Annotated in this window: 15 protein-coding genes; 6 read left to right on the top strand and 9 right to left on the bottom strand. The window is 46.0% G+C overall.

Annotated features, from left to right (window positions below; all coding sequences use genetic code 11):
- Window positions 1-156 precede the first annotated feature (156 nt).
- On the bottom strand, window positions 157-495 hold the full coding sequence (locus AC5SXE_RS10950; protein WP_310847743.1) for a tRNA-binding protein: 339 nt from the start codon (window positions 493-495) through the stop codon (window positions 157-159).
- 213 nt (window positions 496-708) lie between these two features.
- Between AC5SXE_RS10950 and AC5SXE_RS10945 the strand changes: the two genes are divergently transcribed.
- Complete coding sequence (locus AC5SXE_RS10945; RefSeq protein ID WP_303883955.1) at window positions 709-888, top strand: EmrE protein; 180 nt, start codon at window positions 709-711, stop codon at window positions 886-888.
- A gap of 1 nt (window position 889) precedes the next feature.
- On the opposite strand, the gene hisD is transcribed toward AC5SXE_RS10945, so the two are convergent.
- A complete protein-coding gene (hisD, locus tag AC5SXE_RS10940; protein WP_323721169.1) occupies window positions 890-2143 on the bottom strand; it encodes a histidinol dehydrogenase in 1254 nt (417 codons plus the stop codon).
- 38 nt (window positions 2144-2181) lie between these two features.
- Entirely contained in the window at window positions 2182-2871 is a 690-nt protein-coding gene (locus tag AC5SXE_RS10935; RefSeq protein WP_303883952.1) for a hypothetical protein, read from the bottom strand.
- 115 nt (window positions 2872-2986) lie between these two features.
- Here AC5SXE_RS10935 and AC5SXE_RS10930 point away from each other — a divergent pair, with 115 nt between their 5' ends.
- The 4 genes from AC5SXE_RS10930 to AC5SXE_RS10915 all read left to right on the top strand — a co-directional run bounded on the left by AC5SXE_RS10930 (window position 2987) and on the right by AC5SXE_RS10915 (window position 8054).
- On the top strand, window positions 2987-4168 hold the full coding sequence (locus tag AC5SXE_RS10930; protein WP_323721168.1) for a M20 metallopeptidase family protein: 1182 nt from the start codon (window positions 2987-2989) through the stop codon (window positions 4166-4168).
- 116 nt (window positions 4169-4284) lie between these two features.
- Window positions 4285-5298 carry an ABC transporter substrate-binding protein gene (locus AC5SXE_RS10925; protein ID WP_303882848.1) on the top strand — a complete coding sequence of 338 codons (1014 nt, stop codon included), beginning with the start codon at window positions 4285-4287 and terminating at the stop codon, window positions 5296-5298.
- Window positions 5282-6964, top strand: a complete 1683-nt coding sequence (locus tag AC5SXE_RS10920) for an ABC transporter permease (RefSeq protein ID WP_323721167.1) — start codon at window positions 5282-5284, stop codon at window positions 6962-6964. Before AC5SXE_RS10925 ends, AC5SXE_RS10920 begins: the two co-directional genes overlap by 17 nt.
- A 7-nt stretch (window positions 6965-6971) precedes the next feature.
- A complete protein-coding gene (locus AC5SXE_RS10915) occupies window positions 6972-8054 on the top strand; it encodes an ABC transporter ATP-binding protein (RefSeq protein WP_310849259.1) in 1083 nt (360 codons plus the stop codon).
- Window positions 8055-8211: 157 nt separating this feature from the next.
- Here AC5SXE_RS10915 and AC5SXE_RS10910 read toward each other — a convergent pair whose 3' ends face one another.
- Genes AC5SXE_RS10910 through AC5SXE_RS10885 form a run of 6 tightly spaced genes read right to left on the bottom strand, consistent with a single transcriptional unit; the run spans window position 8212 to window position 13384 of the window.
- Complete coding sequence (locus AC5SXE_RS10910; RefSeq protein ID WP_310849261.1) at window positions 8212-9438, bottom strand: M48 family metallopeptidase; 1227 nt, start codon at window positions 9436-9438, stop codon at window positions 8212-8214.
- A gap of 24 nt (window positions 9439-9462) precedes the next feature.
- Complete coding sequence (gene thiE, locus AC5SXE_RS10905; RefSeq protein ID WP_303882269.1) at window positions 9463-10095, bottom strand: thiamine phosphate synthase; 633 nt, start codon at window positions 10093-10095, stop codon at window positions 9463-9465.
- 12 nt (window positions 10096-10107) lie between these two features.
- The gene (gene thiM / locus AC5SXE_RS10900) at window positions 10108-10923 is read right to left on the bottom strand and encodes a hydroxyethylthiazole kinase (protein ID WP_303882268.1); all 816 of its coding nucleotides are present in this window, start codon (window positions 10921-10923) and stop codon (window positions 10108-10110) included.
- Between the two features lie 40 nt (window positions 10924-10963).
- Complete coding sequence (gene thiD / locus AC5SXE_RS10895; RefSeq protein ID WP_303882267.1) at window positions 10964-11788, bottom strand: bifunctional hydroxymethylpyrimidine kinase/phosphomethylpyrimidine kinase; 825 nt, start codon at window positions 11786-11788, stop codon at window positions 10964-10966.
- 17 nt (window positions 11789-11805) lie between these two features.
- A complete protein-coding gene (gene ychF, locus AC5SXE_RS10890; RefSeq protein ID WP_303882265.1) occupies window positions 11806-12900 on the bottom strand; it encodes a redox-regulated ATPase YchF in 1095 nt (364 codons plus the stop codon).
- A 34-nt stretch (window positions 12901-12934) separates the two neighbouring features.
- Window positions 12935-13384 (bottom strand): bis(5'-nucleosyl)-tetraphosphatase, encoded by a 450-nt coding sequence (locus tag AC5SXE_RS10885; protein WP_303882263.1) that lies wholly within the window; start codon window positions 13382-13384, stop codon window positions 12935-12937.
- Window positions 13385-13610: 226 nt separating this feature from the next.
- Between AC5SXE_RS10885 and AC5SXE_RS10880 the strand changes: the two genes are divergently transcribed.
- Window positions 13611-15110: a DUF4139 domain-containing protein gene (locus AC5SXE_RS10880; protein ID WP_303882262.1), complete on the top strand. Its 1500-nt coding sequence runs from the start codon at window positions 13611-13613 to the stop codon at window positions 15108-15110.
- Window positions 15111-15202 lie beyond the last annotated feature (92 nt).

The raw sequence follows: 15202 nt of genomic DNA, 5'->3' as shown, positions 1-15202 counted from the left end.
AAAATTTTTAACTCGTCGATGGCGCCTACCGACACAACCATCTTACATCCTTTTATTCAAAAGTCAAGTGTTTTTTAATTTTAGATATCGAAAAATTTACTCGGTGTGAATCACAAATTACCATAATTCGCGCGTTTCGTCTTCTCCAATAAAGCACTAAAATACCCGCGCTCCTAAAGGTGGGTCATCGTCAACAGATAGCAATAATACGCCTCCTCCCTCACCTGGTACCCCTAACACTAAAACTTCGCTTTTAAATCCAGCAATGATCTTGGGAGGGAAATTTATTACGGCCACGACTAATTTCCCCTCAAGAGAATTGGGAGAATAAAGCTCCCTAAGCTGAGCACTGGACTGTTTTGTGCCAATCCCAGATCCAAAGTCGATCCACAACTTATAGGCTGGTTTTTTGGCCTTTTCATTGGGTTCTGCCTTCAAAATTTTCCCCACTCTCATATCCACAGCTTGGAATTGTTCGTAATCTATCGTAACCATGATAACCTTCCCTCCTTCATACTTAATGCTATGTTATATACTATACTGGAAATCAATATTTCGATCCGTCATTTCGGCGATAAAAACTGCGGTTATGACTGTCTCTCACGCTGACACACGAGTAAAATGACAGTAGCAAATTGTTGGCAAACACATATTTTATACTGTTTTTGCCCGTTTCTTATTACAGATCACCTAATGGAGGTCTTTTTGGTGGGAAAAACTTTAAGGATCTTTGGAATTTTAGGCATCATCATCGGATTTCTTATAATGATCCCCTTAGTTACAATTCCATCGGGAATTGCCATCGTCATAAACGGAATCGTGCTTTACGCAATTGGAAGAATTTACGACGACGTACGAATCATCAAGGACAAGCTAAATCTTCCCTAGCTCAAAAATCTCTGCGTAGCCGCATAGCTGTGTCGTGAGCGGACAACCCTTCGGCGCCAGCGATTGTCGCTCCATGTAGGGCAAGATCTGACGCTGCCTTTTGCGACAAATACAAATGTTGCATGGGACGAAGGAACGTGCCTACCCACAGTCCGCCCTGAAACTTTGCAGATCCGCCTGTCGGTAAGACATGGTTTGTGCCTGCGATGTAATCGCCGAAGGGCACTGCGGAGTGTTGTCCCAAAAAGGCAGCCCCGTAGGACGAAAAAAGTTCAAGTCCAGAGGTAGGCTCTTTAATTACCAGTTCCAGATGTTCCGGGGCTATGCCATTTGCAAAATCAGCAATTTCCTCCAGGCTACCAACCGCTACGGTTGCCCCTTTTTCCCAGGAAAGAGAAGCTACAGAAGCGGTCTTTAAATCAGAAAGTAAATGACGGACCTCTTCAATCGCTTTTATGGCAAGCATCTCTTCCGTGACGAGAAGCATCGCCTTGGCGCTCGGGTCATGCTCAAGTTGTGCGAGCATATCGGCCGCTAAGAACTTTGGGTTTGCACTTTCATCCGCGACGATTAAGACTTCACTGGGGCCAGCTAAGCCGTCGATGCCAACGACACCAAAGACTTGTCTCTTTGCCTCCGTAACAAAGGCGTTACCGGGACCCACGATGAAATCCACGCGTTTTATATCGCCTGCCCCAAAAGCAGCTGCTGCAATGGCTTGGGCTCCTCCAACGACCCAAGCTTCATTCACATCGAGCAATCCCATGGCAGCAAGCGTCACAGGGCTAGGGCTGCCTTCTTTTCCTGGTGGCGTTACGATTACTATTCTTTCAACGCCGGCTTCTTGCGCAGGAATTACGCCCATTAATACGCTGCTGGGCAAGGGATATCTTCCCCCGGGAACGTAAACGGCGGTGCTTTTTACGGGAACAAATCGCATTCCGGCTATTTGGCCCTCGGCTATATCACATTCGAAGTTTTTAAATATATTTCTTTGTGCCCTGTGAAAGGCCCTTATATTTTTTCCAGCGACCTTTAAAGCTTCCTTTAAGTTTGATGGTAAATCATCCCAGGCTTTTGCCATATCATCCGGATCTATCCTAAAGGGCGTTATGCCATCCAAAGACTTGCTTATCTTCGACAAGGCTTCCCAACCGTTTTCTTTTATTTGAGTTAAAATGTCGTTGACCTTACTTTGCACTTCGCGTGTCAAATCCTCGGCTTTAGTATCATCGGGTCGTTTTAGAAAACGCATAACTTCTCGCTCCTTCGCTAAATTCTCAAACAACTAAATTACTTACTTCTCCAGGCACATGTATCCATTCGAGAGCAACCCGAACATTTGGGAAACAGCTCGTCATTAGCATAATTTGGCCCCATGCCCACCATGAAGGTAACGGAGTAAAAAGGTTTTAACATGTGACGCTCATTTGCATCAACACCATGGTTTTCCCCACCTAAAAGCTCCAATATAAGGGGCTGCACTGACAAGGGCAATCCGGGGGTGGAACCCGGTATGTGAACCGAACTTAAGCCAAAATATCTTTGACGCGCCACACTCAAGATAATGTTTTTTATTTTCTTAATGACTTGTCCCATCATGGCAACACTGATTTCGCTTAAAATATAGGAGGCAAGCACTTCATTCATAGAATTATACCTTTGAATCTCTTCTTCAATAGCCCTTCCGAGGGTGACTAACCCAACAAAGACCTCGCTCGCAGTAGCAAAGTCTGATAACCCATCGTGTCTTCTAAAGGCAATAGTTCTATCATCAACAGAAAGAGTCAATGCCCCTTCTTTAAAATAAGGGGTACAAATCTCATATAACAATACCGGCCGGACTACCCTTTCTGCCACGGCTAGCAATTCTTTCGCCTTTCTTTTTATAACGTCCTGTCCGCTTTTACCCTTCCTTGTTGGGTCAAATAAAATACTCAAATCCAACTCGGATAAGGCAATTTTTATTTCTACGACTGCCATAAGGTGCCTCCTCTAAAAACTAATCTAAAACAACCTTGACTGCTTTTTAAAAGATTCATTATATTGTATCTTAACACCAACAAAAAAGTTCAACACAAAAAGGGGCGTTCAACTCATGTTGGCACAGACCATGATCGAAAGGGCGAAGGCAATACAGGATTGGATGGTAAAAATCAGGAGGGATTTTCACAAATATCCCGAACTTTCGTCACAGGAAAAGCGCACGCGCGATATGATAACAAGTTACCTCAAGAGCTTGGAAATACCTTATAAAACGTTTAACTACCATTATGGCGTCATTGGCCTGATAAGAGGAAAGGGCGGCTCGACCGTAGCCTTGCGCGCCGACATGGACGCCCTCCCCATCGAAGACAGGAAACACGTAGAATACGCCTCACAAAACAGGGGCGTTATGCATGCCTGTGGGCACGATGCCCACATGACGATATTGCTGGGAGCAGCGAGATTGCTAGCGGAAGACAAAAACTTGCTTCAAGGCAACGTTCTGCTTGTCTTTCAACCGGCTGAAGAAACAACAGGTGGGGCAAAACAGATGATAGAAGATGGTATTTTCGATGATAGCGTAAAGGCCATCTTTGGCCTTCACGTATCGAACGAGATACCGACCGGCAAAATCGGCATCAGATATGGCCAGATGAACGCTGCATCCGATATGCTAACGCTTAAAATCTTAGGCAAAAGTACTCACGGAGCATATCCCCATGAAGGTGTTGATGCCATAGTGATCGCGGGGCAAATGATTTGCGCCCTGCAAACGATAATAAGCAGGGCAACGGACCCCAGGGATTCGGCCGTGTTGACCTTTGGCACCATAAGGGGCGGCAGTCAAAACAACATCGTAGCCGATGAAGTAACGCTGACAGGAACCTTAAGGACTTTGTCACCAAGCACTCGTGAGGCTTTAAATGATAAGATAAGACAATATGTAGAATATATCCCCAAAGGCATGGGAGGCCGAGGAATTTTGGAAAGGATAAAAGGATACCCTGCGCTGACAAACCATCCTCAATGGGTGAAATTGATAATAAAAACGGCAACTTCTCTTCTCGGAAAGGATGCAATCCTTCGACTGGAAAAACCGAGCCTTGGAGTAGAAGATTTTGCTTATTTCCTCGAAAAAATACCGGGAGCTTTTTACCAACTGGGATGCCGCAACGAGGCAAAGGGAACAATCCATCCGGGCCATAACGATTTATTCGACATAGACGAAGATTGTCTTCCCATTGGAGCGTCTTTGCAAGCTGCTTGCGCTTTGGAAGCGCTTTCTTCATTTTAATGATCGACAAAATATGGCCAGAATTGCCCCATTTCAAAGGACATCTGGATATGGGCGCTTAGCCCCCTTTCATTTACATTAAAGTAGCGACAATAAAACATAAGGGGGATTACTGAATGAAAAGATGTGGATGGTGGAGCACAGTTGTCATCTTTGCCCTTTTAAGCTTATTTTTCGTGGCCGATTTTGCTCATGCGGAAAAAGAGCAGCTTAATGCCTATACCATATGGTCGGAGCGTTATGCCAATGCGATATTCACCGCCTTCACAAAAGATACGGGCATCAAGGTCAACTGGATGAGGTTTTCTTCAGGAGAAGTACAGGCAAGACTTGAGGCTGAAAAAAATAACCCTCAAGTTGACGTCGTGTTCGGCAATATGGCCGAGGCCTTTGTGGACGGCGTCCAAAAGGGACTTTTCGATCCTTACAAACCAAAGGGCGCGGAAAACATTCCCGATGCCTTCAAGGATCCTAAGGGGTATTGGACCGGCGTCGCCATAGACCCGATTTGCTTCATGTTCAACACTAAATTCTTAAAAGATCACGACTTAAACCCGCCGACGTCCTGGCAGGATCTGCTAAATCCCACATATAAGGGACAACTTCAAATGGCCGATCCGAGGACTTCAGGCACAGGGATGTACAGGCTTCTAAGCGTCATACAGGCCATGGGAGAAGACGAAGCCTACAAATACGAAAAGGCCTTGAGCCAAAACGTTCAGGTTTACACTAAAAGCGGCGCGGGCGGAGCGCTCCCCATAGCCAGGGGACAGGCAGCGGGCGGCATATTCTTTCTGGTTGACGCCCTGGAGATGCAAAAAAAAGGCTACAACGTAACAATAAGCTATCCCAAAGAAGGCGTCGTCGCCGGCATCGAGGCAATGGGCTTGGTCAAAGGAGCTAAACATCCCGATCTTGCCAAGAAGTTTTTGGACTGGGCTTCCACCGAGAGGATGCAAAAATTATATGAGGAAAACGATATCAACTTGATACCGAGCAACCCCAACGTACCAGTTTTCGATCCGGCTTTGGATATATCAAAAATAAAAGTTTTACCTTTAGATGTCGAATGGGCGGGCAAAAATCGCGATCGCCTGGTCGAGCGATGGATAAATGAGGTCCTTCAGTAAAAATAAACGACGTCAAAAGCCCGATACCGCGCTAGTGGCCTTGTGGCTTGGGATATGGATATTTTTAAGCGTGTTTGTCCTATACCCCTTAGCGCGGTTAATTTACGTGGTATTTTTTTCCGACGGCGGAGTGAGCTTAGCCGTTTTAAACAAGGTGTTCAGCAGTTGGTACAACAGAAAGGCCTTCATAAACAGCCTGATTTTGGCTTCGGCAGTAGGAATTAGCGGAACCGCATTCGGTTTTTTATTCGCCTTCTCGGTCACGAGAATCAACTTGCCCAAAATCGTTAAGTGGTTTATAAGCGCCATCATCGTGCTTCCCTTCGTGTCTCCGCCTTTTACAAGCAGCATAGCTTTAACGATGGTACTGGGGCCAAACGGATTGCTGCTTAAACTACTTCACATACCGGATTTCAACATTTACGGATTCCTTGGGACCTGGATAGCAGAAACCTTGACCTATTTCCCCGTTGCGTTTCTAACGCTTACGGCGGTGCTTCAAGCGATAGACCCGAACCTAGAAGACGCGGCAATGAGCATGGGAAGCACCGCGTGGCATACTTTCTGTACGGTGACGTTGCCCTTGAGCATCCCGGGGCTTGCTAACGCGTTTTTGCTGCTTTTCGGGAGTTCCCTGGCGGATTTCGCCACTCCACTGGTCATGGCAGGTCACACCTTTCCCGTCTTGCCAACGCAAGCTTACATGCAGATAACGGGTATGTACGACATTCAAGGAGGGGCAGCCATTTCCTTTGTGTTGCTCGTTCCCGCCCTTATTGTGTACTTGCTGCAGCACTACTGGGTAGAAGGCCGTTATTACGTTACCGTATCAGGAAAAGCCGGCGCTCGCTCCAAGCCCAAGGGTGCCGGTACTATTGCCGAAGCTGTGATGTTGGCCGTCATTTCCTTCATTTCTTTGTTCATCATTTTCCTTTATTCCATAATATTTTTGGGATCCTTGGTCAAGGTCTGGGGAGTGGACAACAGCTTTACCCTGGAAAATTACATGTACGTCTTCACTGTAGGATGGAAGGCCGTAAAGGACACCGTTATGATAGCCCTTGTGTCAACCGGAATCGGCAGCGTGCTGGGCGTTGCAATAGGTTATCTCGTAAACAGAAAGGAATTGCCCGGGAGGAAGGCCTTGGAGTTTATGTCTTTACTTAATTACGTACTGCCCGGAACGGTCATAGGCATCGCGTACGCCATAGCATTTAGCTCAGGCCCGATAGTATTGACTGGGACCATGACGATCATCGTAGCGCTTTGCGTATCGAGATATGACGCAACGGGAATCAGGGCTACGACAGCTACGTTAAAGCAAATAGATCCTTCATTAGAAGAGGCGTCGCTTAACTTGGGCGCTTCAAAACTGACTACATTCAGAAAGGTAACGGTGCCTTTGATTGCACCGGCGATAGCCACCGGGACGCGTTATTTATTCGTGGTCTCCATGACCGCGATAAGTGCTACGATATTTCTGGTCTCGGTGCGATGGAGCTTGCTGACCGTGCGGATACTTGAGTGCATCACGGAGCTGTTATTCGCACAGGCGGCGGCCTTTTCTGTGGTCCTGGTACTCATAGTCGCGCTAGCTATGTGGGCCATAAGGTTGCTTTTTAGCATGCTCTACCCTAATTATTTCAGGGAGCAAAGGGGGATATAAATTGACCGTGCCCATTTATCTAAAACATTTGACCAAAGTCTTTTACAGCAACGGAACTGCTCTTAAGGCGGTAGACGACGTCAACCTTCAAATCGAAGCAGGAGAATTGGTGACATTGCTTGGACCCTCGGGATGCGGAAAGACCACTATCCTGCGCATGATAGCCGGGTTTGAAACGCCGACGGAAGGACAAGTCTTCATTGGCAAACGTGACGTGACGGATATAGTAGCAAACAAACGTAACATAGGATATGTATTTCAAAACTACGCCTTATTTCCTCACATGACAGTATTTGACAACATCGCCTACGGGCTTAAGGTGAGAAAGTTACCAGCCTATGAAATCAAAAGACGCGTCACTGAAGCCCTTCAAATGGTGAGCTTAGAGGGTGTAGAAAACCGCTTCCCAAATCAACTGTCGGGCGGAGAACAACAAAGAGTTGCATTGGCACGGGTTTTGGTGATCAAACCTCAAGTGCTGCTCATGGACGAACCGTTGTCCAACCTCGATGCAAAACTTAGGATATACATGCGCGCCGAGATTCGTCAATTGCAAAAGAAGCTTGGCATCACTTGCATTTATGTGACCCACGATCAAAAAGAAGCCTTGGCGATGGCGGACAGGATCGCCGTCTTAAACGAGGGCAAAGTTGAACAAGTAGCAACGCCTTTCGAGCTTTACGTCAACCCGGCTTCCCTTTTTGTCGCCGACTTTATCGGCCAAGCCAATATCCTTAAAGGGAAAGCTTCTTCTATCAAAGGCGAACTCATGGATGTGCTTTTTCACGGAGTTACCTTTACCGTTCAAATTGACGCTCAAAGGCGTTTTAAATTTAACGTTGGAGACGAAGTCGCGTTGGTCGTCAGGCCTGAATCGATCAAGCTTGGCAATGTAGACAACAGGTCGCTAAAAGGCAAGGTAGTTAGCGCGGTATTCCTCGGAGACGAAATCGAATATGCCGTAGAAATAACGTCAGGCGATCTGATCCGCGTAACCGAACCTTACCGCAAAGATGCCCACCTTTACAGTGAAGGAGAAACCGTCGGACTCTACCTAGACCCCTTAGACATTAAGGCCTTGCCAGTGTAAAAAAGAAGGATGCATTGAAACCACAGGTATAACTACAATTACATCGGATTTTACACCAGTTGCCCCATGCGAATGTTCATCCCGTCAAAGGCGTTAGCTCTCTTTATGGAGTGCCATCTTTTTTTATATATGATGCTACCTACATAGCACAAAACATTCACGGTATGTCTTTTAGGGCCTTTAAGCGCTCATAGATGGGAGGATGAGTTAAGTACCACATCTCGTATAAAGGATGCGAAGTAAGCCATCCAAGGTTGCTGGTAGAAATCTTTGAAAGCGCTTGGGCCATCTGATGGCCGCCTAAACGACTGGCAGCAAAAAAATCTGCTTCCAGTTCCTGCCTCCTTGAAACGCTCAATATCAGGGGTTGAAAAAATAGGGTTACAAGCATATTCAAAAACAAAAAAGCATAGACCGCGAAAGTTTGCGGACTTTGTGCATGAAAGCTTTGGCCAAAACCGGCGTTGAACATGATGTAGGCAAGAAGGATCAAAATAATCTGCGCTGTCCAAAGAAGCCCCATGCGCTTTATGGCGTGCCGAGATATCCAATGGCCAAGCTCATGCCCAAAAACGGCACATACTTCGTCCGGGGTTAAGCTTGAAAGCAACGTGTCGAAGAGGACTATCTTCTTCGCCTTCCCTAGGCCGGACACGAAAGCATTGCTGTGTAACGTCCTTTTGGAAGCATCCGCTACATATATGCCACTATTTTTTAAGCCCATCTCTGCCAGGAAGCTTTCCAGCTTCTCCGCTACTTCTCCTTGAGCAAGGGGCGTTAGTTTAAAAAACATCGGAATTATTACAAAGGGGAGGATGAACATAGCCACTATCTCAAACAAAATTAAAGCTATGGCCAAATAAAGAGGCCATAAAGGACTTTTAAAAAGCAGGGCGAAACAGCCAAGCCCGCCAAAAGACACAAGGGACATCAAGATGAGTTTTATAGCTTGATCTCTGAAGAATGTTTTTTTGGTCACACGGCTGAAGCCAAAGGTACGTTCAACGTCAAAAACCTTTATCCAGCTCCAGGGTAAAGAACATATCCAAAAAAGCAGGGCCATTGAAGCACCTAACAGCCCGGATGCGAGCAAGGGGGCCCTAATTTTTAACATCAGATACTCATCGATCAGGGTAGGTACACCCCACATTACAATAAGGGCATATAAGGCATAATTTGTCAGAGTTTCGCCCAAAGAAACTTTGAGTCGCTCCTTAGCATAGGCAACACTTCTATCCCACTTGAAAGAAGGCAAGTAAGTTGTCTCCTTATAATCTAAAGGAAGGCCTGTTTTCCCTTTCAGGTAACGCCATTCGAGCAAATGCAACAAAGCCTCCCACAGTGCTGCACTTCCCCAAAGGAGCCAAAATAAGACTCTCCACATATTCACGCTAATCTTCGCTCCACGTCATGGGATGAGGGATCTTAGCGTACTTGCTGCGCCGCAGATGTCCTTTTGCGATACTACGGCCGATATTACGGCAACGCCCACTGCTCCGGCTTGCAAAGCCCTTTTAACGTTATGCGCTCCGATCCCGCCAATTGCCACGCAGGGAAGCGAAGTGCTTTTGCAAACTTCTTCTAGCCCTTCGATGCCTATTGTCTTTGCATCGGACTTGCTCGACGTGCCAAAAACGTCCCCCACACCAAGGTAGGCAGCTCCCCCTCTTTCAGCTGCTGCTGCTTGAGCGGGAGTCCTGACGGAAATTCCGATTATAAAACCGGGGGGCGTTATCTTCTTCGCGGCCTGTAGGGGTAAATCTTCTTGCCCCAAATGCACTCCGTCCGCATCGGCAGCAAGAGCTACATCCAGTCTGTCGTTGACTATAAACAGTGCGCCCCTTTCGCTGCAGACTTCTTTAACGATCAGGGCTGCTCTATAAAAATCGCGTCCTTTCATCACCTTGTCGCGAAGTTGAATGGCCGTAGCCCCACCGGCTATGGCCAAACGAGCTTGCTCACGCAAGGGAACGCCTTTCCCCAGTATTCTGTCCAAGATAACGTAAAGTTTCAACTTATCCTTCAAATCCAACAACTTCACCCTCTTGTTAGTTTAGAAGTCAATCTTTTCCCATTGGGAGATCTTAAAAGACCTCGGGTTTCTCGTATAAGCATAAAGAGCGTCAAAAAGGTGTGGGCGAAAGGTGCCGGGGCCTTCGGATTCCCTTACCGCCCTTTCAGCAGCAGCGCCCATGAGCGCGAGGGCAGTCATAGATGCTATAAGCGGTTCTGCAACGGTCATGCAGGCTGCTATCATAGTGCCAACATAACATCCAGAGCCGGAGACAAGGGAAAGCCACTCATGGCCGCTTTTTAACGAGTAAACCGCCTTTCCGTCGGATACGTAATCCGTCGGACCTGTTGCAACGGCTATGCAGTCGTGTTTCCTGGCCGTGAATTTTGTGGCTAGGGCTGCACGGGGAGAACCTACCGAATCAACACCACGTACCTGAGCTTCTTCCCCACCGAGAAGCGAGATCTCGGCCCCATTACCCTTAACGACGCTAAAGGCCTTTGTATCGAGCAATCTTTCCACCAGGCCCATCCTCATTTTAGTGGCCCCGTAACCCACAGGATCTAAAAGAGCAGGCTTGCCAAGCTCGCGGGCTTCTCTAGCGGCGGCAAACATCGCTTCAATCCCTTCTTTAGATGGAGTTCCTATATTAATCACTAAAGAGTCGGCAGCTATGACCAGCTCAACCGCTTCTCCCGGATACAAAGACATGACCGGCGAGGCTCCGATTGCCAAAGCCAAATTGGCTTGCTCCCCGATGGCCACCATATTGGTCATGTGATATACCAACGGCCGCCGCGATACCATCTCCTCTATGACCTTAGCAAAGTCAAATTCATCGTTATGATCTGACATTTTTCATCCTCCCGCCGAATAGCGCAATTAAAACGAAAGCCTAATTATCTGGTTCCAACCAATCTATCTTAAATATGTGGCCCACGCATCCATATCCCTTTCCGCCTTTAAATCTATGTTCAATGGCGAGCCTGGTATAATCGCGTGCCCTTTTTATAGCTTCAAGGACGTCAGTTCCGGCTGCAAGTTCCGCAGCAATAGCGGCCGATAGGGTACACCCCGTGCCGTGGTGATCTTGAGTATCTATTCGCTTTTGCTCAAAAATATGAAAATTTCCCTCGTAATAGAATAAATCGACCACTTTTGCCCCCTCAAGATGACCTCCTTTTATCAGCACGCCTTTCGGACCTAAATCGGCAATCACTTCAGCTGCCTCCTGCATTTCAGCCACAGAGGTAATTGTCATGCCGCTCAACTTTTCTGCCTCGGGTATGTTTGGGGTCACAATGAAAGCAAGAGGCAAAAGCTCTCCTTTTAAGGCATCGACAGCAGCGCCAAACATCAAGGGATCGCCGCTTTGAGCTACCATAACGGGATCAACGACTAATTTGGCCACCCTGTGAACCTTCATGTTTTCAGCTACTTCAGAAATTGTCTCTTTTCTCGAGAGCATTCCAGTCTTTACCGCACCGACGGAGAAATCCGTCAATACAGCATGAATCTGTGCCCTGATAATGTCGGTGGGAATGTCAAAAACCCCGTGTACTCCCAAGCTATTCTGAGCAGTAACAGCTGTCAACGCTGCGGTGCCAAAAACACGCAAGTGCAGAAAAGTAGCAAGATCTGCCTCTATCCCTGCTCCTCCGCCGGAATCGCTTCCAGCAATCGTCATCGCTATGCCTCTATAAGTATGAGTCAACTTCATCCCTCCAAACCTTTGTGTTATACATTAAATCGTATTTCGATAATATCTCCATCTTTGACGACGTAATCTTTGCCTTCTAAGCGCAGTAAGCCCTTCTCCCTCACTGCAGCCATTGAAAATCTATGCTCCTTAAAATCGTCAAAATGCACTACCTGGGCTCGTATGAAACCTCTTGCCATATCGGTATGAACAGTACCTGCCGCATCCAATGCAGTGGAGCCCTGAGGGATCGTCCAGGCGCGAACCTCATCATCCCCAATGGTGAAAAAGGAAATCAGCCCGAGCATCTTATAGGCTTCCCGTATGAGCCTTTCCCTGCCAACTTCCTTTATTCCTAACTCCTCCATGAATTCCTTTTGGTCCTCTAAAGAAAGATCCGCCATCTCCATTTCCATTCTACCGTACATTTTGATAAGAGAAAGGCCACGATCCGAAACGAGTTTCACCATCTCCTTGTAGCCTGGGATTCTTTCATCGGTCATCTGTGTTTCATCTAGGTTTAGGACGATCAATTCTGGTTTAAGCGTCAAAAAAGAGAAACCTTTGGCTTTTTTAAGTTCCTCAGCGGTGAGTTCAAGCTCTCGCAAAGGCCGCTCCGAAAAAAGATGGGAGTGGCATTTCTCAAGCAATTTCTTTTCTTCGTTTTCCTCTTTTTGTAAAACCTTCTTTTTTGCAAGTCTATCCAATCGATTTTCAATGACCAACAGATCTCTAAATATCAACTCGGTCTCTACTATATCGAAATCCCTGACAGGGTTTATATCTCCTTCCGGATGAGGAACTTCAGGGTTATCAAAACACCTTATAACGTGAATTAACGCATCTGATTCGGCAACGAAAGATAAAAAGGCATTGCCCAAGCCGGCGCCTTTGCTCGCATCTTTTGAAAGTCCCGCAAGGTCAACGAATTCTATCTGGGCGGGAACCACCTTTTTGGGCTTATAAACTTGAGCAAGCTCTTCCAGTCTGGAGTCAGGCACATCTACTACAGCACGGTTCGGTTCCATGCGTCCACCTGCATAGGATTTCACCTCAGCACCAGCGGAAGTCACTACATTAAAAATCGTCGTCTTTCCGGATAAAGGTAGTCCAATAATTCCGCAATTTAACACGATCATCACCCCTTTCTTGAGTGCACATTACATTTTAATTCCTAAAATCTGTTCCAAATGACCTAAAGATTATATAAGCACAAATTTTGCTATGAGCCCAATCCAATACAGCTTTCAGCCTGTCGCTTAAAATAGCCCTGGCTCCGCTATAGGAAAGCCATCTATATTCATGATGCTCCGGGCGTCCAAGCTCTGATGAAATAGGTAAAAAGACATCTTTAGACTTAGACTCGGCAATGTAAAATCTGGCAACCTTGCCCTTACCGTATGGGGGCGTCTCGATGTAATCATCGAAAAACTGTAGGTCTTTTAATCCCGTTTCCTCAGCAATCTCACGTTTAGCTGCATCTAAGGGATCTTCCGATGGCTCAATCTCACCCTTTGGAAAATCCCAATTATTGTAAGCTCTGAGCAACAAGTATAAAGGCCTACCCTCTTCAAGCAAAAAAACTACCGCACCAGAACTTTTGCTTTTTACTCTCATCTTTTTAATCCACTCCTATTTAACTTTGCCGCGCCATACCTTCTAAATTTATGCTACCATTATGTCCTAGCTAGTTAATATTAGCACGATCTTTTAATCGTAAATATAACCTACCGCATTTTCCTCCTTTATTTTAATATAATCACGTCAAAGCGGTGGTTCCGATGAGAGGTTCCCTTCTCTTTGATAGGTTTAAAGCAAAAATTGATCAAAGGAGTTGACATTAATGAAGAAACGAAGCTTTTTAACATGTTTACTCGTAATGGTCTTTACGGCACTGATGGGCATATATACTCTTAGTGCCCAGGGGAATGCTTTAACCCCGCTTGCTCCGTCTAAGATTGATGTCTTTCCTGAAGGCGCCTTTCTTTACTTTGAAGTACCCCCTGGAGAGACAAATGTTATCCTTCCTCCATCAATAGATCCTAACAGCATATCCGTACATCCCGATAACGGCGTCAATATAATTAAGCTAGAGCGGGATATGATCTTTCTCGATCAATGGTTTCCCCCGGAGCTAGAGGCTTTAAGGGATCAAATTAGCTTAAAGTTGACGCAGATTTCAGAAACCGAGTCCCAACTATATGCTTTAAGGCAATCCGCGAAAATACTTGAAAACACTGTCCTCCCACTTGATACTTCTAAGGGAATGAAAATCATTGAGGAATTGCAAAAAGAAAGATATGACATCGAACAAAAAGTTTGCAATTTAGAGATAAAACTAGAAGAACAAAAAGCGGGTTTAAAAATTTTGCAGAATCGCTGGAATGAACTTCGCCCAAAAAATGACTTTGCCGCGAACATAAAGCTGTCTTCGTCCGGAAAAGGAAAAATAACCATCAGGGCCTTTAGCAGCGAGGCTGGCTGGCAACCCCTTTATTACGCAAATTACGACTCTCAAAAGGGAGCATTGACGCTTGACCTCAAGGCTGAAATTATGCAAAAAACCGGAATTCCTTGGAAAGGAGAGATAAAACTTTATACCAACCCCGCACAAAATGAGGTTGAACTTCCGGAGCTTCCGCCCTTAATCGTTGAGTTTCGAGAACCTATCAGTATAAAAAGTCTTTCCACCAAAGCAGAAGACTTTGCTCAAGAAGCTATCGCAAGGAAGGAATCCCTTCCTGGTCTCGTATACACTATAAAGGATCAAGTTTCAGGAACTGGGACTCCTACGATATTGCCGCTTGAAAGATACAACGGAAAAGTAGATGCAGAAATAATCTGCTTGCCACAAATTGATTCGCAGGCCTGGATCATTGCTCAAACGAGCCCCCTAGATAAGTCCCTTTTAGAAGGGAAAGTTTATCTTTCGATAGACCATACACCCACAGGAATTACAACTATTCAAACCACGAGCATGGGTGAAAGTCTTCGTTTGTCTATGGGTAGAGTGCCATTGGTAATGGCAAAAAAGGAGGCTTTGATACCAAAATCCGGAGAGAAGTGGACCAAGGGAACCCTCGTAGACGGATATGATATTCACGTAGTAAACGGACTTTCAAGCGAAATAACGGTTAGTGTAATAGACAGAATTCCCGTTAGCACTCATCAAGACATAAAGGTAGACGTAATAAACATTGACCCCAAACCAACAGAAATGACGCAAAAGGGACTTTATACATGGAACTTAAAGCTAAAGCAGGGAGAAGAAAAAACGATAACCGTGAAATACGAGATAACCTATCCGGAGAACAGGGAAATCATCATACATCCAACCTTTTAAGTCGCCATAGTTCTTGGCATCCGTCTTGTTTTCCTTGACAAGTTATTGTTGAGGGTATAAATTTGGTTAGGCTAACTTCTTCTAACTAACTT

Source organism: Acetomicrobium sp., assembly GCF_059026225.1.
Note: the sequence above shows the minus strand (reverse complement) of the source record. Positions and strands in the feature narration are given on the sequence as shown.

Bases quoted from the DNA above. Each gene is read 5' to 3' on its own strand.
- AC5SXE_RS10925 (WP_303882848.1), top strand. From the start codon at position 4,285: ATGAAAAGATGTGGATGGTGGAGCACAGTTGTCATCTTTGCCCTTTTA.
- AC5SXE_RS10920 (WP_323721167.1), top strand. From the start codon at position 5,282: ATGAGGTCCTTCAGTAAAAATAAACGACGTCAAAAGCCCGATACCGCG.
- AC5SXE_RS10910 (WP_310849261.1), bottom strand. From the start codon at position 9,438: ATGTGGAGAGTCTTATTTTGGCTCCTTTGGGGAAGTGCAGCACTGTGG.
- AC5SXE_RS10880 (WP_303882262.1), top strand. From the start codon at position 13,611: ATGAAGAAACGAAGCTTTTTAACATGTTTACTCGTAATGGTCTTTACG.
- AC5SXE_RS10930 (WP_323721168.1), top strand. From the start codon at position 2,987: ATGTTGGCACAGACCATGATCGAAAGGGCGAAGGCAATACAGGATTGG.
- AC5SXE_RS10935 (WP_303883952.1), bottom strand. From the start codon at position 2,871: ATGGCAGTCGTAGAAATAAAAATTGCCTTATCCGAGTTGGATTTGAGT.
- thiD (WP_303882267.1), bottom strand. From the start codon at position 11,788: ATGAAGTTGACTCATACTTATAGAGGCATAGCGATGACGATTGCTGGA.
- AC5SXE_RS10885 (WP_303882263.1), bottom strand. From the start codon at position 13,384: ATGAGAGTAAAAAGCAAAAGTTCTGGTGCGGTAGTTTTTTTGCTTGAA.
- thiM (WP_303882268.1), bottom strand. From the start codon at position 10,923: ATGTCAGATCATAACGATGAATTTGACTTTGCTAAGGTCATAGAGGAG.
- hisD (WP_323721169.1), bottom strand. From the start codon at position 2,143: ATGCGTTTTCTAAAACGACCCGATGATACTAAAGCCGAGGATTTGACA.
- AC5SXE_RS10950 (WP_310847743.1), bottom strand. From the start codon at position 495: ATGGTTACGATAGATTACGAACAATTCCAAGCTGTGGATATGAGAGTG.